The sequence below is a fragment of the Paenibacillus nuruki genome, assembly GCF_963311185.1.
GTDB classification, from domain to species: Bacteria; Bacillota; Bacilli; order Paenibacillales; family Paenibacillaceae; genus Saccharibacillus; species Saccharibacillus nuruki.
Genome location: NZ_OY725677.1, coordinates 3,029,393 through 3,049,127 on the forward strand (window position 1 = coordinate 3,029,393; position 19,735 = coordinate 3,049,127).

The following is a 19,735-nucleotide window of genomic DNA, read 5'->3' on the forward strand; positions in this document are numbered from 1 at the left end:
CGCCTCTCTAATCATAGCTTGGTCTAACTTAAGCTCGTACATCTCGTTTTACAAAAGAAAACCATGTGATTGCGATAAACACGATCATATAAACAAGCAATACCCCTAAAGAGAACCCTAATGATGTCATTCCGAATGTTCCTGTAGGTGAAGCAAAATACTGAGTTAGATCCAAGTTCGTGGAGAGCAAATATTTAATAAACTCACGATGTTCTTGCTCTAAAAAAAGACGGAAAATGCCATTCAATGTATTGCCCGAAAAATAAAGCAAAATTGAGATCGTAATCGACAATGCAGTGGAACGGAATAAAGAAGATAACATAAAAGCAACAGTGATCAATACTAATGCACGAATGTAATTGTAGACCACAGTAAGCACTAGATCCGGTGTCGATGAAGCTGCTGATAAAATACTATTGCCTGAAGCCGGAAATAAGATATAAGCAAAGATTACATTTAAAATAACAAATACGATCGTAGCCGCTAGTGAAAATAAAATCACTGAAATGTATTTGGATAATAAAATTTTCCAACGATCCCACGGACGAATCAATAATAGCTTAATCGTTCCTCTTGAAAACTCACTGGATACCGATTCAGAAGCGATAATAAGCGATAACATAATCACAATAAAATATAAGTTAAATGACTGATAAATAACGTCAGGTGCTGAAAAAGGAATATCGATTAATTTGAGAAAAATAGGTACGATCGGTGATCCAATAATCATCAAGATCGTCAAAATCCATGTGGACTTTTTAAGTACAATTTTGAGATTTTCGTTATGCACCAGTCTCCAAAAATCCATTATAATTGCCCTCCCCGCGTTAACTCTAAGAATTGATCTTCTAAGCTTCGCTTGATTGGACGAATCGCATATACGGCTATGCCATTGCTTACAAATAACATATTGAATTGAGCGACTTGTTGACGATCTGCTTCAATGGTCCATGTGTTACCTTGCACCTGTCCTACTGAAGTCAATTCAACTGCTCGCTCGGGTTGATCCAATTCGAAGATAACTGTTGTTTTGGCGATCAGATCTGCTTCGGCTTCAGCAGTCGTATGCAGTTCTCGTACATCGATTAATTTTCCGCCATCAATCACTGCAATCGCATCACACATCAATTCCATTTCGGCGAGCAAATGACTGGATACAAAAACAGTAGTCCCCTCTTCACGAGTTAATGCACGCAAATAATCTCGTAGTTCCCGAATACCCTGCGGATCAAGTCCATTGGTAGGTTCATCCAAGATAAGTAGCTTGGGACGATGAAGCAGTGCTTGAGCTACACCAAGGCGTTGACGCATACCCAGTGAATACGTACTTACTTTTTCATGAATACGTCCGGTTAGCCCTACAAATTGTACTACTTCTTCGACTCGCTGAGGATCTACTCCAGGAGACATACGCGCATACTGCATTAGATTTTGTCGACCTGTCATATACTTATACATTTCTGGGTTTTCGACAATCGCGCCTACTTTGGCAATCGCTTCTTCAAAATGCGTGCGTATACTTTGACCATCAATCAAAATATCGCCTTCTGTAATACTCATCAAACCAACCATCATTCGTATGGTTGTGGTTTTACCAGCTCCGTTAGGACCCAGAAAACCGAATACTTTTCCAGCTGGAATATCTAAAGTTAAATGATCAATTAATGTTTTGCCACCGATAACTTTGCTTACATTCTGAAATTGAACGACAGGGAGATGATTTGCTCCATGATGTTCATTGGAATCAGGCATTGGATCTTTGGAGATATGTACGGTAGAAGGTACAACCGGATTGGAGTTGGATTCCATATATTTTCCTCCTGCTCTAAGTATGAATCGAAATAGGCACTACTTCTCTAAATCTTTATCCAGTGTATCACAGTTTATGAACAGACATCATATAGGCAAAAAAAGAACCTGCTTACTGAATACTTCCAGTAACTACAGGTTCTTTGATACATGAACTTTAATGTTGAAGCATAAAATGATCTAACTCTTTTCTATTCTAAAAAGTCGAAAAGTGCCAGCAACCATCCTAGTGAAGACAATAGACTATGCACCGGAACGTGCCAGTTCGCGCATATTAGCTTCAAAGGCTGCCAGTAAAGCGGCTTCGCCTGTTAAGCCTGTATCGTGAACTTTTTGAATCTGCTCGGTCATCCGTTTGTAGTCTTTTGGAATAACACGAACAAAGTCTTGAGATTGTTGATTCCAATCCTGCAATACACGTTGCCCTGCTTGACTACCTGTGTACTCTACGTGACGTTCGATCAGAGTACGTACTTCTTCTAGTTCCGCTGCATCTTCAATGGATTCGAGTAGAACCATTTCAAGATTGCAACGCTCAACGAAGCTACGATCTGGATCAAGCACATAAGCGATACCGCCGGACATCCCTGCTGCAAAGTTACGACCTGTATCTCCAAGAACGATGACACGTCCCCCTGTCATATACTCACAACCATGATCACCTACGCCTTCAACCACAACGTTTGCCCCAGAGTTACGTACAGCGAATCGCTCGCCTGCGATACCATTAATATAGGCTTCGCCGCTTGTAGCGCCATACAGAGCCGTATTTCCGATAATAATGTTGTCTTCTGCTACAAATGTAGCTTTGGCATCTGGACGAACCACTAATTTACCACCAGACAATCCTTTACCTACATAGTCATTACAGTCGCCTTCCACTTTGAGCGTCATTCCTTTAGGAACAAATGCACCAAAGCTTTGACCTGCTGATCCTTTGAAGTTAAATGTAATGGTATCTTCTGGCAGACCTGCTGCGCCATATTTACGTGTAATCTCGCTACCTAGAATCGTACCAGTCGCACGATTTACGTTACAGATGGCAAGATCGGCTTCAATACGAGTTCCATTTTCCAAAGCTGGAGTCGCCAGAGGAACCAATTGTTGCATATCCAATGTCTCTTCCAATTGATGATTCTGTCTTTGAACTCTATAGCGTTCACTGCCTTCTGCAAGCTTAGGCTCGTGAAGCAATACAGACAGATCCAGACCTTTTTTCTTCCAATGCTCTGCGGCATCGACAGCATCCAGACAATCCATACGTCCAACCATTTCTTGTACCGTACGGAATCCAAGCTCTGCCATAATTTCACGGAAATCTTCCGCTACAAATCTCATAAAGTTAACAACATGAGCAGGATCACCTGTAAAGTTTTTACGGAGTTCTGGATTCTGAGTAGCTACACCTACAGGACAAGTATCCATCTGACAGACACGCATCATAATACAGCCTAATGCTACCAATGGAGCTGTAGAGAAGCCATATTCTTCTGCGCCCAATAGAGCTGCTACTGCTAGATCGCGTCCACTCAGCATTTTACCATCTGTCTCCAAGACAACACGATCACGAAGATTGTTCATAATCAATGTTTGTTGTGTCTCTGCTAGACCCAATTCCCACGGTAAGCCTGCATGACGAATCGAACCTTGTGGAGACGCACCTGTACCACCATCGTAACCACTTACCAAAATAATATCTGCACGACCTTTAGCAACACCTGCCGCAATCGTACCTACTCCTACTTCAGCAACCAATTTTACATTGATATCTGCGCGTGGATTTGAATTTTTGAGATCATAGATCAGTTCAGCTAGATCTTCAATCGAATAAATATCATGATGCGGTGGTGGTGAAATAAGACCTACACCTGGTGTAGAACCACGAACTTCTGCTACCCAAGGATACACTTTACGTCCTGGTAATTGTCCACCTTCACCGGGTTTAGCACCCTGCGCCATTTTGATCTGAATTTCATCCGCATTGACCAGATAATTCGATGTGACACCAAATCGTCCAGAAGCAACCTGTTTGATAGCACTACGGCGTGAATCTCCATTCGCATCAGGAACAAAGCGAGCAGGATCTTCTCCACCTTCACCGGTATTACTTTTACCACCGATCCGGTTCATTGCGATAGCCAGACTCTCATGCGCTTCTTGACTGATTGAACCGAACGACATTGCGCCTGTTTTGAAGCGTTTGAAGATCGATTCAATCGGCTCTACTTCTTCCAAAGGAATCGGTGCACCATTAGGCTTAAATTTGAGCATAGAACGTAGTGTAAGACGTTCTTCATTCTCGCCTTCAACTAAAGCTGCATATTTTTTGTACAATTTATAATCACCAGTACGGACTGCATGTTGTAACAAATGGATCGTTTGCGGGTTGAACAAATGTTTTTCCCCGTCATTACGCCATTGATAGTCACCACCAGAATCCAATACTTTATCGTTACCATCTTTGTCTGTAAATGCACGATAATGCTGAGACAGACTTTCTGCGGCTACTTCTTCCAAACCAATACCGCCTATACGAGAAGCTGTCCATGTAAAGTATTGATCAACGAAATCTTGCTGCAAGCCTACAGCTTCAAAAATCTGTGCACCACGGTAAGACTGAATCGTTGAGATTCCCATTTTGGACAGAATTTTGGTTACGCCTTTGGTTACACCTTTAACATAGTTTTTCACAGCTTTTTCATGTGAAATACCACGTAGTAACCCTTGCTTGATCATATCTTGCAACGATTCAAATACCAGATACGGATTGACTGCACTGATACCGTAACCTAACAACAATGCAAAATGATGCACATCACGCGGTTCGCCTGATTCAAGCAATAGACTGACTTTGGTTCTTGTTCCTTGACGAATCAAATGATGATGTAAGCAAGCAACAGCTAGCAATGAAGGAATAGCCGCATTTTCTTTATCCACACCACGATCAGAAAGGATCAAGAAATTATGACCTTTACGAATAACACGATCTGCTGCTGCACATAAATTATCCAGTGCTTTGCGCAATCCTTCTGCACCTTCTGCTGCGGTGTAGAAAATAGGAATGGTCATTGCTTTGAATCCCGGACGACGAACATGACGAATCTTAGCAAAATCTTCATTCGACAATACCGGTGTATTCAGAATAATCTGACGACAACTTTCCGGTTGTGGATCAAGCAAATTGCGTTCAGGTCCTATAGATGTTGCAGTTGACGTTACAATCTCTTCACGAATCGAATCGATAGGAGGATTGGTTACCTGTGCAAACATCTGTTTGAAATAATTGAACAGTCGTTGCGGGCGATCAGACAATACCGCAAGCGGTGCATCATATCCCATCGAGCCAATCGCTTCTGCACCTGTAGATGCCATAGGCTCTAATACTTTGCGCAATTCTTCAAATGTATAACCAAATGACAATTGCAATTGTTCGATATTGCTATGGTCTGGTTGAATCGCTTCTGGCGCATCTGGAATTTCATCCAAATTCATCAAATGCTCTTCTAGCCATTCACCATACGGTTGTTCTGAAGCAATTTTATCTTTGATTTCTTCATCTGAAATAATACGACCTTCTGCTGTATCGACAAGTAGCATCCGACCTGGACGCAAACGATCTTTGTACAGGATATCTTCTGCCGGAATATCGAGCACACCCACTTCAGACGAAAGAATAATACGATCATCTTTAGTGACATAATAACGTGCTGGACGCAGACCGTTACGGTCAAGTGTTGCTCCGATCTGAATACCATCGGTAAATGCCATTGCAGCAGGTCCATCCCACGGCTCCATCAGACAACTATGATATTCATAGAATGCTTTTTTCTTCGCATCCATACTGTCATGATTGCTCCACGGTTCAGGAACCATCATCATCGCAACATGTGGCAATGAACGTCCATTCAGATACAAAAATTCTAGTGTATTATCAAACATCGCTGTATCGGATCCATCTGGATTAATCACAGGACGAATCTTATCGATATCATCACCAAATACTTCGCTCTCGAACAGAGATTGACGAGCATGCATCCAGTTTACGTTTCCACGCATCGTGTTGATCTCACCATTGTGGATCATAAAGCGATATGGATGGGCACGATCCCAACTCGGGAATGTATTTGTACTGAAACGGGAGTGAACCAATGCCATCACTGATTCGAATTCTTCGTTACGCAAGTCCAAATAAAATTCGCCCACTTGAATCGTTGTCAGCATACCTTTGTATACGACTTTACGACAAGACAAACTTGGGATATAAAATGTTTCTCCACCCGGTTCACTAGCAAAACGAATATGACGTTCTGCCAAACGGCGGATCACATATAATTTACGTTCAAAAGATAATTCATCTTGAGCTTGTAACTCTGAGCTTCTTCCAATAAAAAATTGGCGAACGACTGGCTTCGCATCTTTAGCGGATTTGCCAAGTGTACTGTCATCTGTTGGTACTGTACGTACACCTAGAAGAACCTGTCCTTCTTGAGCAATAATATCTTTCAACAGGTCTTCATGACGGTTACGTAGTTCTTCATCACGGGAGAGGAACACCATCGCTACACCATACTGACCTTTTTCTGGCAATTCAAAATCAAGTGCTTTGGCTTCTTTAACAAAAAAGCGATGAGGAATCTGTACCATAATACCGGCTCCGTCACCGGAATTCGGCTCGCTACCTTGACCACCGCGATGCTCCATATTTTCAAGCATCGTCAGCGCCTGGCTAACGATCTGGTGACTAGGTGTTCCTTTGATGTGTGCAGTAAAACCCATACCGCAAGCATCTTTTTCAAATTGAGGATCATAAAGCCCCTGTTTTGGAGGCAAACCTGTAATGTTCATAATACGCAACCTTTCTATTATGAAATAAGATGTCAAGAGAACAGCCAGTGGACGGCACTACGAGGACGACATTGAAGATCGCAAGCTCAAAGACAGGGTATACAAAACAGGCTGCTCTTCCAATCATCACGACCTGTATACGTACATTTACGATACAGATGGTTGGAAGCAGCCTCTCTGAATATGATATTAGAAATGAATAGTAGTAGTATAATTATCCGAATCTCTACTAAGAGAGATTATACATAGCACAAGTGTTTATGCTCTTACCCTGGATTAGTTATCTCATTTTAACACTGACCTGACATCGTGGCAATTCAAAATTTTTATAGTTCTGATAAAATATTATTTTGCGTCAAAGCATTAGTGCAATAACGTATCGTATAAGCTACTTAATAATATAGTGTATTATTATACATTAAAATTAATATTTAATATATATGTAGATTCATTATTTTATTCTTTTTGATAAAAAATAAAGCCTACCCTTTTATAGTAAAGGTAGGCTTTCGATTTGGATACGGGTTTATACTATTTATCTAAAGATTCATTCTTTTATTACAAAGTTAACATGTAGACGTTACTTAAATCTCTACACTTTCACCAATCTCTAGTGGTAATCCTTTGATATTATCCCGTTGCAACTCTGTTGCAAAGGCATGAGCATCCTGCTCAATCGGCGGGAATGTATTGTAGTGGATCGGAATCACTTGATTCGCTTTGATCCATTTAGCAGCAAGAAGAGCATCTTCAGGTCCCATCGTAAAGAAATCTCCGATTGGCAATGCAGCCACATCAATATGATTCAATTCGCCGATTAACTTCATATCTCCGAATAGCGCTGTATCTCCTGCATGGTACAACGTCTTGTCACCCATTGTTAACAAAATACCGGCAGGCTCTCCAAGATAAATATTTTGACCGCCTTCTTCAATCGAGGAAGAATGGAATGCCAACGTGTACTTCACTTTGAACCCATCGAATTGTTTGCTACCCCCCAGGTTCATTCCTACTGTATGTTCAACACCTTTGCTTGCTGTGTATTGAGCCAATTCTACGACTGCAATCACAGGGCAATTGTTGTTATTAGCGATTTCTACTGTATCTCCAAAATGATCACCATGACCATGAGTCAAAATAATCGCATCCACTTTAATATCTTTTGGAGAAACATTTACATGCGGATTACCTGAAAGAAAAGGGTCAATAATAACTGTTTTCCCATCGTGTTCAACCAGTAAACAAGACTGACCATAATATGTGATTTTCATAAATAAATGCACCTCCGAAATAGATTCATATGCTTCAGAATTGATCTTATCATTCTCATACATGAAAGTATAATTCCTCTACTTCTTATAAACTAGAAAAGAGCAAAATAAAACAAACCAGCACATTTCGTGGTTTTATTTAAAAAAAGTATGATGCCCTATTTGCACCACTTTGGTACGTGTACGTTCAATCGTATCGTCAGTTGCTAGAGATAAAGATACAAAATAATACGTATCATCAGGCACTTGTTTATGACCGGATAGAGCTTCACTTACTGCTTTAACAGAGTCAGCATTAGGCTGAACACGATCAAATCTACCGTTGTTTACAGGCGAAAACTGGTATCTTTGATAAATAACATCTTTGATAGTTTTGGGAAAATTAGCTGACCGTAGCCGATTCAAGACAACGTTAGCAACTGCCACTTTGCCTTCGTACGGTTCGCCTTCAGCTTCTGCCATAACAATACGTTCTAACAGTAGCCGATCTTTACTAGACAGCGCGTAGGTCCAGGTTGCTTCGGATTTCTCCTTCTGGTTAAGTAGCTCGGTCCGAGTAAAGTATAAGTGGGTTGGAGTTGAATGATTAATAGACGAACTTGCCGTTACAATGCCTGACGATGCTTTCGCTTTGGCTGAACGTGCGTTCGCTGCTTTAATTTTTGCATGGGCTGTTTTTATTTTGGCTTGCTCTGCTACTTTTTTAGCTTTTGTCACTTTTGCTTGAGCGGCCACAGTTTCTGCTTTGACTTGTTTAACGACTTTTTTGGTATGGGTATTATTCCAGGTGACAAAATTTATATTTGTCCTTGCTTCTAGTGTAGATGCAGAAGCTACTACAGGCTTAGTTCCCCACATAGGCAACTCGGTAAATGTTTCTTCTTGGGTTGTACGGTTATCCATCCAGAAAGGCATAGACATTACAAATATAAAAAGCACGCCTAGCAACGGCGTAATCCACTGATTGCGTTTAATAAACTCCATTTTTTTCCTCCAATATTGTTAGCTTACTCCATCCTCTATGTAACCTATCCGATTTCATTTGAATACACCAACGATCAAATTTTGAATCATTTTGTCATTTTATGATTCACTCGAATATTCGATTACAAGTCGAAGTGACTAACCTAATTTTGAATTTTCAGCTCTATGAAAATTCGATTTCCATCCCGCCTTCAACTACAAAATTGCAGCAGAACGTATAGTAGTATAGTTACTTATCTTTTGTCAAATTGACAAATAAGCAATATTAGGTATAGGTTACTTGGTCAACAACGGAAATGTTGCTAAATTTTCATAAGTCGGTTGAGATCCTACTCGTATTTTGCACAATACAATCTCTGTAACTTGCCATGAAAGTGACGGCAATTCAAAAGAATGTTCCAGCTCTGAAAAAGGAACCTCACCTTTGTACTTACGAGCGATTGTAATATGCGGACGATACGGACGATCTTCCGGAGAATACCCTAATGCTGTACAAGTGTGCCCAATTTCACTTTGTAGATGATCCAAAGATTGAAGATCACCTTCAGGCTGTACCCACCATACTTTGGGCGCTTCGATCAGACCAAATGTATCTAATGATCCTAACTGCAAAGCAAAGGAATGATTCTGCTTGGCGACCTGATAAAGTGCATACTTTATTGTTTCTATTTCTTCTTCCCACACATCACCTAAAAACTGAATCGTGATATGTAAGTCTTGTGGATGTGTCCATTTACGAAAATGATATGTCTCACGTATAGAAGCACTCCAATGACTTAACGATTCTGATGCTTCTTGACCTACTCGCAAAGCAACAAAAATACGTTCTTGTCCTAATTGTGTACCCATGATTCATATCACCTCCTTGATTCAAACCTTCTTATTAACGAACACACGTTCTATCATTACTTCCACCTAGTATACACCAATTGCTCCAAATCTGCAAAACACTACAGTAATGCGTAGTTTCTGATTTGGTGTGCGGGTTATTATTTGATATGATTTAAAAAGGTCATAGATCGATCAGCTTGATCACTCAGGGAGGGAATACGATGTCTACTATTCTATTTCTACAAGAACTAGATGAAGCTCAACAACAACAGATTCAATCCACAGCACCCCAATACCAATTAAAAGCAGTTCCTGCTAAACAAGCCGATGCCTCTCTTTTTAAAGATGCAGAAATTATTGTAGGATGGTCTAAAAAGTTAGCCGATTATATTCTAGCGGAGGACTGTCCGGTTAAATGGATTCAAACATGGTCAGCCGGTGTAGATAATATGCCTTTAGAAAAATTGCATCATAAACAAGTGCAGTTGACCAGTGCGAATGGTGTACATACCGTTCCTATCTCCGAACAGATTTTTGGATACATGCTTGCATTTTCTCGCAACTTTCATCAAGCTATTCGTCAGCAAAGTAAACAGACATGGGATACCAGTGGAACATTTACTGAACTCAAAGGAAAGTCGATCGCTATTGTAGGTGTTGGTAATATCGGACAAGAAACAGCTCGACTTGCTCAAGCATTCGGTATGCATACAATCGGTGTTCGGCGTTCTGGTGAAGCAACAGAATATATTAAACAGATGTATACAATGGATAAATTAGATACCGCTCTTGCTGAAGCTGATTATGTGGTGAATATTTTGCCACTAACCGATGAGACGCAGCAATTGTTCAATCAAGAACGTTTTGCAGCGATGAAGAAAAATGCTATTTTTATTAATGTCGGGCGTGGTTCTACAGTGGACACCGATGCATTGGTTCATGCTTTGGAAGAAAAAGTGATTGCAGGCGCTGGACTTGATGTGTTCGATCCAGAACCTTTGCCTGAAGATCATGTGTTATGGAATATGGAACAAGTCATTATTACTCCTCATATTGCTGGCAGTAATGAACATTATACAGAACGTGTTTTAGATATCTTTTTAACCAATTTAAAATCATATCAAGAAAATCAGACTCTTCCTGTTAATCTGGTTGATTATGGTAAAAAGTATTAAATAAAATAACAAAAAGACTCGTCCTTTACTCAGGAACGAGTCTTTTTTGTGTGTGAAAAAGTAACATTTATTCAACGGTTCGATTATTTATTCAATTGATCGCATCACATTGTTCCCTATGATAATTTCCAGTTTTAGTAGTTTATTGTGCTAAAAATGAAGATACCGATTGATTCGCTTCAGCAATTTTTTGATACACGCCGATACGTTGATCATAGGTCTGTAATGGACAAATCACTAATAGTTCATCCGCCTTATATTCCGTCTGTAATTGTTGAAGTTGCTGAATAATATTTTCGGTGCTCGCTACAATAGGAGATGGGGATTCTTCGGTACTTCCTCCCTGTGCTTGCGAATTACTTTTCCAATTCTCATATAATTGCTCTGCTTCTGTTTGCGTATCTGCGCAAATAACAGATATCGCCATCATGACTTTAGGATGAGATTGCAATGAGGTAGATTGATATTGATCAAGATAATGTTGTATCGCTTTTTGACCATCATTATCACTCATAAAATATCCAAAAACATATCCTGTTCCATATTCAGCAGCCAAACCTGCACTTTTAATATTCGTGCCCAGTAACCAACATTCTGGCTCTTGCGCAGGAATCGGTCTTGCCTGAACTTGTCCGCCTTCAATCTCATAGTTATTTTGCAATAATTGAGTAAGGTCTTGCATTAATGAAGGCATCTGGGAAACATGCGCTAAATAATTACCACTTAGCGCAATCGATGCATGGGCTGATCCTCCCGGTGCACGTCCAATACCCAGATCGATTCTTCCCGGATAAAGCGCAGATAACATCCGAAACGTTTCTGCGATTTTGAGTGCACTGTAATGAGGTAATAATACACCTCCAGAACCCAGACGTATTGTAGACGTATGTGCTCCTATATAAGTAATCATAATTTCAGGTGCTGTACAAGCAAGTCCAGCCATATCATGATGCTCAGATAACCAGAATCGCTCATAACCTTGTTCTTCTGCCATTTTTGCTAATCGTACAGATTGTTGTAAAGCTTCTTCAACCGATACGCCTTCTAATACAGGTGACATATCTAGAATACCAAGGGATATTGCTTTCATGGTCTCACCTCTTCTATGATGTTTCTTCTATATATATGCTTCGGTAGACAGAATACGATTTAATCAAGATCGTATATCGAACCCACTTTGAGCCCATACAATTCATTATAAATTTTCTCAGCAAAAGCATCAGTCATTCCCGCAATATAATCAATGACCATTCGTTCCCATGTCCATACCGGGTTAGGACTTAATTGATCACGTTCAAATCGTTGTAACCAATCGGAAGGAATAATCGAAACGGACGATTCTTGATCCAGAAAAGCATCCCACAAGCGGCGAATAATCCATTCACTGCGTTTTTGCAATCGTTGTACCCGTAGATCACGAATCATTGTCACCCATGCAAAACTTTTGAGTACACTTACAGTTCGTAACAGATCTTCATCTTCTGATTGATCGTTGATAAAAGTTACCTTTTTCCAATCTCCATCATCAATTACACCTAGATGACTGACAAAATGACTGACCCAGTACGCCTTCACTTCGCGACGAGTACGGGAAAAATCATGATCACAGACAGGAAGTTTTTCACGCCAAATACGCAAATAAGCTGTAAGCACTTCATCCACTTTAGCCGCTATACTTTCACGACTCCATCCTAACCAGAAGCGATCTTCAAGTGTCATAATTTTTTCAATAATTAATTTGTGCGTATACGGATCATGCATAAAATGTTCATGCACTTCAATCTTGCCTGCTTTGATCCCATCTTCTAGATCATGAGCAGAATAAGCAATATCATCACACAAATCCATCAATTGCGCTTCCAGTGTAATTTTGCGATCAGGAATTTGCCATTGTTGACGAATCTCATTTATATATTGCCATTCCCGATGATACAGCCCTTTTTTGTTAACAATACCGGTATACGGATATTTATTAATTCCAAGTAGTACTGCATCACACAGATTAAGCCCATCTAAGTTTTCACGCTTTTCCAAAAACATAATCAAACGAAAATTATGTGCATTGCCTTCAAAATGTTCATATTTCTCTCGCATTTGCTGACGCACAGCTTCACGTTCAGCAGGCGTTACTTTTTTGCCCTTCAACGCTTTTTGCGTTTTCTCTGTAATTAAATTTTCTAAAATGCTTTCCAGTACTTCTTCTCCTTTGTGCCCAAACGGAGGATGTCCAAAATCATGAGCGATCGAAGCGCACTCGACCACTTCAGGATGAATAATCAGACCTGGATTACTGGCAGCCGATTCATCAATTTCAGGATAACGACTAAGCAGACTTTTGGCGGCTTGTCTTGCAATCTGCGCTACTTCCAAAGAATGCGTTAATCGTGTACGGTAATAATCACCGGTACCTGCTCCAAACACCTGTGATTTTCCTTGTAAACGGCGAAAAGTAGGTGAATGGATCAGACGCGAATAATCACGTTCGTATGCTTCTCTGGAAGCTTCATGTTTGTCTTCAGTGTATTGACGATGTTCACGCATCGATTTCAAATTATTTTCCATATGGTTTCTCCTATATCTCTATATCGATTGTCTATACATGGTTGGAGTGATTATACACATTTTTGCTCACTTATCAAAGTAAAGCACGGTTGCGAATCCATGTCTATCTAGATCGTAAACTATTTATACCCATTTTACACTGAAAAATATACGATACAAAATGACAGTATATTATAGAAGAAAAAATTTAGCACTTCTCTATTTATAATCAAAAAAGAAGATACACGAGCCTACAAACGGTTCGTATATCTTCTTTTCCTTTTATACAGTTAGCTCAAGATTAACGCTTCATTCGTGGATCAAATGTATCCCGTAATCCATCGCCCATAAGATTGAATCCAAGAGAAGTCAGCAAAATCGATACCCCTGGAAAAATAACAGTCCACGGAGCCGTCTGAATAAACTGACGTGAATCGGATAGCATTTTGCCCCATTCGGGTTCGGGCGGTTGCGCACCCATTCCTAGAAAGCCTAATCCTGCGGCTTCTATAATCGCTGTCGCTACACCTAGAGTACCTTGTACAATAATCGGTGTTAGACTGTTCGGCAAAATATGTCTAAACAAAATCCGTGCATCTCGAACACCTGTCGCTCGAGCAGCTGTAATAAATTCTTCTTGCCGTAATGAAAGCACACGCGATCGTACCAACCGACCATAAGTCGGAATATTGACGATAGCGATCGCATAAAGCGCATTTTGCAAAGAAGGTCCTAATATAGCTACAATCGCAATAGCTAATAAAATAGCTGGAAAAGCGAGCAAGATATCGAACACACGCGAGATAATCATATCTACCCAGCGACCATAAAATCCAGCCAGTATCCCTAAAAAAGTACCGATAATAATAGAACCGATCACCGATACAAAACCAACCCATAATGAAATACGTGCTCCATACAGTGTACGGGTCAAAATATCTCTGCCTAAATCGTCTGTGCCAAACCAGTGTGTAGCGGATGGAGCTTGCAGACGTTCAGACAATACCTGTGCTTTGTAATCGTAAGGCGAAATAAGCGGCGCAAGTAAAGCCAGTATAATAAAGAACACTACAATTGCGAATCCGACCACGGCTGTTTTGTTACGCATAAATGAACGTATACCATCACGCCAGGGACCAGACTTTACTTCTTTGACGTTGCCACCTGATCCGGTATTCAGGGATGCTTGTGTCATCTAATCACCTCTTACTTGTACTGGATACGTGGATCAAATAAGGCATACAGCAGATCCACCAGCAGATTAATAACAACAAAAATGATAGCAATAATTAAAATGCCTGATTGGATTACCGGATAATCACGATTGCTAATTGCTTCATAAATATATCTGCCTACGCCTGGCCAAGCGAAAATAGTCTCAGTCAATACGGCTCCACCCAGAAGTGCTCCTGTCTGAAGACCGATAACGGTCAGGACTGGAATAAACGCATTTTTCAACCCATGTCGATAAACGACATAAAATTGAGATAATCCTTTGGCTTTGGCTGTACGGATATAATCAGATTGCATTACTTCTAACATACTGGAACGTGTCATCCGTGCAATCACTGCCATCGGAATCGTTCCGAGTGCTATTGAAGGTAAAACAAGATGCTTAATGACTGTCCATAACTGCGAAGTCTGCCCTGAAATAATAGCGTCAATCACATAGAATCCTGTCACAGCTTCTAACGGTTCACGTACATTGAGCCGCCCAATAGAAGGTAACCAATGCAGTTTATTTGCAAAAATCCATTGCTCCATTAAGCCTAGCCAGAAAATCGGCATCGATACACCTACAAGAGCAATAATCATACAAATATAATCGAACCATGAATTATGTCTCCAAGCACTGACAATTCCTGCATTTACCCCGATAACGATAGCAAATAACATACTAGCTACCGTCAATTCCATCGTTGCCGCTAGGTAAGGACCTATTTCTTGCGAAATAGGCTCCTTCGTGCGGATCGAACTTCCTAGATCACCTGTCAGTAAATCACCTAAATAAGCGAAATACTGTTCTAACCACGGACGATCTAATCCTAACTGTTCACGCAAAGCTTGCTTAGATTGCTCTGTCGCTTTTTCACCTAGAATTGTATCTGCTGGATCACCTGGAATCGCATGGATAATCGAAAATACAATAATAGTCATTCCTAACAATACTGGAATCAGTACAATCAGACGCTTCAAAATGTAAGAACCCATGTCGTTGATCACCTACCATGCTTTTATTGTTCGATATACACATTGGTGTATGCTTCTGAGCCGGTTGGTGAAGGTACATAACCTTTCAATTCAGCCTTAGCTGCGAGTAGCGGTGTAGAATGTACCAATGGAACCCATGGTGCATCTTTTTTCACAATGACTTGAGCTTGTTCATACAACTTACTACGCTCAGCTTGATCGGTCTCTTGTTGAGCTTTAACGACCAAGTCATGGAATTCTTTACTATCATATTGACTGTAGTTGTTACCACCAATAGAATCTTTATCAAGTAATGGATAGAAGAAATTATCAGGGTCACCGTTATCACCTGTCCAACCAATAATAAATAGATCGTCTTTAGTACCATTTTTCAAATCTTCCAGATACGTTGCCCATTCTGGAGATTCAATTTTCACTTTGACACCAATTTGTTCAAAGCTTGCTTGAATGACTTCTGCTACTTTACGTCCATCTGGCATATACGGACGTGGTACAGGCATTGCATAAAATGTTAATTCTTGCTCAATTCCATTCGGGTAGCCTGCATCAGCTAGCAATTGCTTCGCTTTGGCTAAATCATATGGATAATCTTCTACTGATTTGTTGTATCCCCATAATGTAGGTGGGATTGGATTGACAGCTGGTTCTGCTTGTCCTGCGAAGAACGCATCAATTAGACCTTGTTTATCAACAGCATGATTTAGTGCTACACGCACTTTAGGATCATCAAATGGTTTTTTGGTTGTATTAAAACCGAGATAAGCAACATTGAATGGTGGACGATTGATTTTTTGAAGAGCTGGATTGGCTTCCAAGCTTGCTAAATCATCTGGACTTAAATCTTCCATCATATCAATTTCGCCGTTTTGAAGGGCATTGTAACGAGCAGTGTTATCGGGAATAGAGCGGATAATGACTTGATCCATTTTTGGCAATCCTTCTTGCCAGTAGTTAGGATTTTTGTCGAGTGTGATTGAATCGCTACGTTTCCATTCTTTAAATACAAATGGGCCTGTACCGACTGGATTGGATTTGAAGTTTTCTTTTTCATCTTCAATCGCTTTAGGACTTGCAATCCCAAAACAAGTCATCGCTAGATTTTGGAGAAATGGAGCTTGAGGTTTGTTTAATTTGAATACAACCGTTGTTGGATCAGTTGCGGTTACGCTTGCAATAACGCGCTCTTCTTCCGGTCCAAACATGGAATCATAATAATCGAAGGAATCGCCTTCGAATTTATATTTACTTTTTGTGTCACTCCAACGTTCGAAGTTAAACACAACAGCATCTGCATTAAAATCAGTACCGTCATGGAATTTGACACCTTCACGCAATTTAAAAGTATACGTTAAAGCATCCTCTGAAATCGTCCAACTTTCTGCGAGAGATGGCATCACTTCAGTTGTTCCTTCTTTGTAATCTAATAGTGTATCAAATACCTGTTGTGCAATCTTAAGCGATTCGCCATCAGTAACAATGGCTGGATCGAGTGCGGCTGAATCTCCACCACGACCTACAATTAATGTTCCGCCTCCTGTAGCAGCGGTTTCTTCTGTTCCATTTGCTTCTGGTGCTGTTGTAGCTGATTTGTTTCCGGTACAACCTGCCAACAATAAAATAGACGTAAGCATCAACGTAAACATTAACAATAATCCCTTTTTCACAAGCAACAAACTCCCTTCTGAATTGGAAAATCATGGATACGTACTCAATCCTTTTTATCCAACATATTCTCTTGTATATGTATTTTGAGAATGATGGCTAAAATTGGAATTGACCACAGGTTGAACTTAATTTACATCATTGTTACTTGTTTGGCAATGTTTTTTCACATAAAACGTTTATTTGTTACAAAAGGCTACATCATACGACAGTAATATCGATTTATTGCGGTTTTATTATATGGATGTTTCTTTTATTTGAGTTCTATTTTCTTTTGTTCTCGCAATATACTTTGATTTTAAATTTCTAATTTCCTTTGCTGTGACTACATTTATATACATAATGTCATATTAACTAACTTTTATTATATTTTTTACAAATAGTTTATGGAAACCTAGTGACACTGTTAACAATTAGCTGATAGAATAAGTAGAATACAATCAAAAGGGAGGCATATTATTCATATGTTAAAAAAGAAAACGGTTTTATCAATAGCTGCGTCAGCATTGCTGACTTTGAGCTTTTCAAGCATCATGTCTGCGGCTGTACCTTCATCACTTACGGTAGAAGGTATTAATCAACAGGTACAGCAAGATGCTGGTACTGGGAAGCATATCACTCTCTTACATACGAATGATGTTCATGCTCATGCTACAGAGGCTACTCCTTATATGGGATACGCCAAACTTTCAGGAATTGCTAATCTGTATCGCGAAGCGAATCCGAATACGTTGTTGTTAGATGACGGAGATCAGATTCATGGTACTTCTTTTGCAACACTGGTTAAAGGTGAAAGCGTTATTCAAACGATGAACCTTATGGGTTATGCTGCAATGGAGCCGGGTAATCATGAATTTGATTATGGTTATGATCGTTTGCTAGAACTTTCCAAAATGGCGAACTTCCCTATCATTTCTTCTAACATTGTTGAAAAAGATGGAACTTCTCCATTCGAACCTTATATTATCCGTGAATTGGACGGAGTCAAAATTGGTATTTTCGGATTAGAAACGCCTGAAACAGCTTACAAAACAAATCCTAAAAATGTAACGGATGTTGAATTTACTGATCCTGCGGTAGCTGCTAAAAAAATGGTAGCTGAACTACAAGGTAAAGTGGATGTGATTGTGGCTTTGGGACATTTAGGTATGGACCAATCCAGTACAGACACAAGCTTGAAAGTAGTTAAAGAAGTGCCAGGTATTGATGTATTTATCGATGGCCATAGCCATACTTTGCTTGAAAATGGTCAAACCGAAAATGGAACACTGATCGCAAGTACAGGCGAATACGGTGAACATATGGGTGTTATCGATCTATGGGTAGATGGTGGTAAAGTCACGAAGAAACAAGCTTATGTATTAGACGAAAAAGCAGCAGCAAATGTTACTCCAGATCCTAAAGTAGCAGCACTTGTAAGTTCTATTCAAGAATCACAAAAGTCGATCCTTGAAGAAACGGTTGCTGAATCTTCTGTCAAATTAGACGGTGAGCGTACTCAAGTTCGTGCAGGTGAAACGAATCTTGGTGATCTGTTAACAGATGCTATGCGCAAAACAGCGGGTACAGATGTAGCGATTACTAACGGTGGTGGTATCCGTGCTTCAATCGCAGCCGGTAAAGTGACCAAAGGTGATGTGATCACTGTTCTTCCTTTTGGTAACCTAATCGTTTCGATCAATGTAACCGGTGCTGAACTATTAGCAGCATTGAATAACGGTGCTAGCGATTTCCCGAACGAAAAAGGCGCATTTACTCAAGTCTCAGGTATGACTTACAAAATTGATACAGCGAAAGAAAAAGGCGATCGTGTCCACTCTGTCACTGTAGCTGGTAAACCACTTGATTTGAAAGCTACGTATAGTCTAGCAACCAACGACTTTATGGCTGTAGGCGGAGACGAATACACGATGTTCAAAGGAAAAGCACAAACAGGTATTTACGGTTCATTAGACGAAGCATTGATCGAATACATGCAGTCTTTGGGCAAAGTCAATATTAAAACAGATGGACGAATTAGCGAAGCAGCAATGCCTGCTAAAGATGCAGCTACTAAGCCAGCAACTCCAGCGAAGCCAGTTCCTGCTAAACCATCTACAACTAAACCAGCAACGCCTGTAAAACCAGTTCCTACCAAACCGGTTCCAGCAGCAAGCGATGTTTATGTTGTTAAAGCGGGAGATACATTGTATTCAATCGCTTTAGATCATGGTACAACTTGGAAAGTTTTACGTGATCTTAACGACCTTACGAATGCACACTGGATTTATCCAGGTCAAAAACTTCAATTACCTGCTATGACTGCAACAGCTGCATCTTAAGCTAATCTGTTCATAAAGATGCTATAAGAGTCATCGGATATATGTAAATAAAGAAGTTATTCCATCATGCACTTTGGTAGCTTTC

General features: G+C 40.1%; 13 protein-coding genes. 2 read left to right on the forward strand and 11 right to left on the reverse strand.

Features of this window, described 5'->3' with window-relative positions; genetic code table 11:
- Nucleotides 1–28: 28 nt before the first annotated feature.
- From RCP16_RS13610 to thpR, 6 genes are all read right to left on the reverse strand, one after another.
- On the reverse strand, nucleotides 29–808 hold the full coding sequence (locus tag RCP16_RS13610) for an ABC transporter permease (protein WP_308640528.1): 780 nt from the start codon (nucleotides 806–808) through the stop codon (nucleotides 29–31).
- Nucleotides 808–1,752 carry an ABC transporter ATP-binding protein gene (locus tag RCP16_RS13615; protein ID WP_137221425.1) on the reverse strand — a complete coding sequence of 315 codons (945 nt, stop codon included), beginning with the start codon at nucleotides 1,750–1,752 and terminating at the stop codon, nucleotides 808–810. Before RCP16_RS13615 ends, RCP16_RS13610 begins: the two co-directional genes overlap by 1 nt.
- Nucleotides 1,753–2,052: 300 nt before the next feature.
- Nucleotides 2,053–6,654, reverse strand: coding sequence for a glutamate synthase large subunit (gltB, locus tag RCP16_RS13620; protein ID WP_273593434.1), 4,602 nt, complete (start codon nucleotides 6,652–6,654; stop codon nucleotides 2,053–2,055).
- 584 nt (nucleotides 6,655–7,238) lie between these two features.
- Nucleotides 7,239–7,925, reverse strand: a complete 687-nt coding sequence (locus RCP16_RS13625; RefSeq protein WP_069326196.1) for a metal-dependent hydrolase — start codon at nucleotides 7,923–7,925, stop codon at nucleotides 7,239–7,241.
- A gap of 135 nt (nucleotides 7,926–8,060) precedes the next feature.
- Nucleotides 8,061–8,909 (reverse strand): cell wall hydrolase, encoded by an 849-nt coding sequence (locus RCP16_RS13630; RefSeq protein ID WP_137220931.1) that lies wholly within the window; start codon nucleotides 8,907–8,909, stop codon nucleotides 8,061–8,063.
- Nucleotides 8,910–9,185: 276 nt separating this feature from the next.
- Entirely contained in the window at nucleotides 9,186–9,758 is a 573-nt protein-coding gene (gene thpR / locus RCP16_RS13635) for an RNA 2',3'-cyclic phosphodiesterase (RefSeq protein WP_308640529.1), read from the reverse strand.
- A 203-nt stretch (nucleotides 9,759–9,961) separates the two neighbouring features.
- Here thpR and RCP16_RS13640 point away from each other — a divergent pair, with 203 nt between their 5' ends.
- Nucleotides 9,962–10,915, forward strand: a complete 954-nt coding sequence (locus RCP16_RS13640; RefSeq protein ID WP_308640530.1) for a D-2-hydroxyacid dehydrogenase — start codon at nucleotides 9,962–9,964, stop codon at nucleotides 10,913–10,915.
- A gap of 142 nt (nucleotides 10,916–11,057) precedes the next feature.
- Here RCP16_RS13640 and RCP16_RS13645 read toward each other — a convergent pair whose 3' ends face one another.
- The 5 genes from RCP16_RS13645 to RCP16_RS13665 form a co-directional block, all read right to left on the reverse strand.
- Nucleotides 11,058–12,005: an MsnO8 family LLM class oxidoreductase gene (locus tag RCP16_RS13645; protein ID WP_308640531.1), complete on the reverse strand. Its 948-nt coding sequence runs from the start codon at nucleotides 12,003–12,005 to the stop codon at nucleotides 11,058–11,060.
- 59 nt (nucleotides 12,006–12,064) lie between these two features.
- The gene (locus tag RCP16_RS13650; RefSeq protein WP_137220937.1) at nucleotides 12,065–13,477 is read right to left on the reverse strand and encodes a deoxyguanosinetriphosphate triphosphohydrolase family protein; all 1,413 of its coding nucleotides are present in this window, start codon (nucleotides 13,475–13,477) and stop codon (nucleotides 12,065–12,067) included.
- A gap of 280 nt (nucleotides 13,478–13,757) precedes the next feature.
- The gene (locus RCP16_RS13655) at nucleotides 13,758–14,651 is read right to left on the reverse strand and encodes an ABC transporter permease (RefSeq protein ID WP_069326158.1); all 894 of its coding nucleotides are present in this window, start codon (nucleotides 14,649–14,651) and stop codon (nucleotides 13,758–13,760) included.
- Between the two features lie 11 nt (nucleotides 14,652–14,662).
- Entirely contained in the window at nucleotides 14,663–15,667 is a 1,005-nt protein-coding gene (locus RCP16_RS13660; protein WP_069326159.1) for an ABC transporter permease, read from the reverse strand.
- A 23-nt stretch (nucleotides 15,668–15,690) separates the two neighbouring features.
- Nucleotides 15,691–17,310 carry an ABC transporter substrate-binding protein gene (locus RCP16_RS13665; protein ID WP_308642485.1) on the reverse strand — a complete coding sequence of 540 codons (1,620 nt, stop codon included), beginning with the start codon at nucleotides 17,308–17,310 and terminating at the stop codon, nucleotides 15,691–15,693.
- 483 nt (nucleotides 17,311–17,793) lie between these two features.
- On the opposite strand from RCP16_RS13665, the gene RCP16_RS13670 reads away from it, so the two are divergent.
- Complete coding sequence (locus tag RCP16_RS13670) at nucleotides 17,794–19,650, forward strand: 5'-nucleotidase C-terminal domain-containing protein (protein ID WP_308640532.1); 1,857 nt, start codon at nucleotides 17,794–17,796, stop codon at nucleotides 19,648–19,650.
- The last annotated feature ends 85 nt before the right edge of the window (nucleotides 19,651–19,735 follow it).

Bases quoted from the DNA above. Each gene is read 5' to 3' on its own strand.
- thpR (WP_308640529.1), bottom strand. From the start codon at position 9,758: ATGGGTACACAATTAGGACAAGAACGTATTTTTGTTGCTTTGCGAGTA.
- RCP16_RS13630 (WP_137220931.1), bottom strand. From the start codon at position 8,909: ATGGAGTTTATTAAACGCAATCAGTGGATTACGCCGTTGCTAGGCGTG.
- RCP16_RS13655 (WP_069326158.1), bottom strand. From the start codon at position 14,651: ATGACACAAGCATCCCTGAATACCGGATCAGGTGGCAACGTCAAAGAA.
- gltB (WP_273593434.1), bottom strand. From the start codon at position 6,654: ATGAACATTACAGGTTTGCCTCCAAAACAGGGGCTTTATGATCCTCAA.
- RCP16_RS13670 (WP_308640532.1), top strand. From the start codon at position 17,794: ATGTTAAAAAAGAAAACGGTTTTATCAATAGCTGCGTCAGCATTGCTG.
- RCP16_RS13625 (WP_069326196.1), bottom strand. From the start codon at position 7,925: ATGAAAATCACATATTATGGTCAGTCTTGTTTACTGGTTGAACACGAT.
- RCP16_RS13660 (WP_069326159.1), bottom strand. From the start codon at position 15,667: ATGGGTTCTTACATTTTGAAGCGTCTGATTGTACTGATTCCAGTATTG.
- RCP16_RS13650 (WP_137220937.1), bottom strand. From the start codon at position 13,477: ATGGAAAATAATTTGAAATCGATGCGTGAACATCGTCAATACACTGAA.
- RCP16_RS13645 (WP_308640531.1), bottom strand. From the start codon at position 12,005: ATGAAAGCAATATCCCTTGGTATTCTAGATATGTCACCTGTATTAGAA.
- RCP16_RS13640 (WP_308640530.1), top strand. From the start codon at position 9,962: ATGTCTACTATTCTATTTCTACAAGAACTAGATGAAGCTCAACAACAA.
- RCP16_RS13615 (WP_137221425.1), bottom strand. From the start codon at position 1,752: ATGCCTGATTCCAATGAACATCATGGAGCAAATCATCTCCCTGTCGTT.
- RCP16_RS13665 (WP_308642485.1), bottom strand. From the start codon at position 17,310: ATGTTTACGTTGATGCTTACGTCTATTTTATTGTTGGCAGGTTGTACC.
- RCP16_RS13610 (WP_308640528.1), bottom strand. From the start codon at position 808: ATGGATTTTTGGAGACTGGTGCATAACGAAAATCTCAAAATTGTACTT.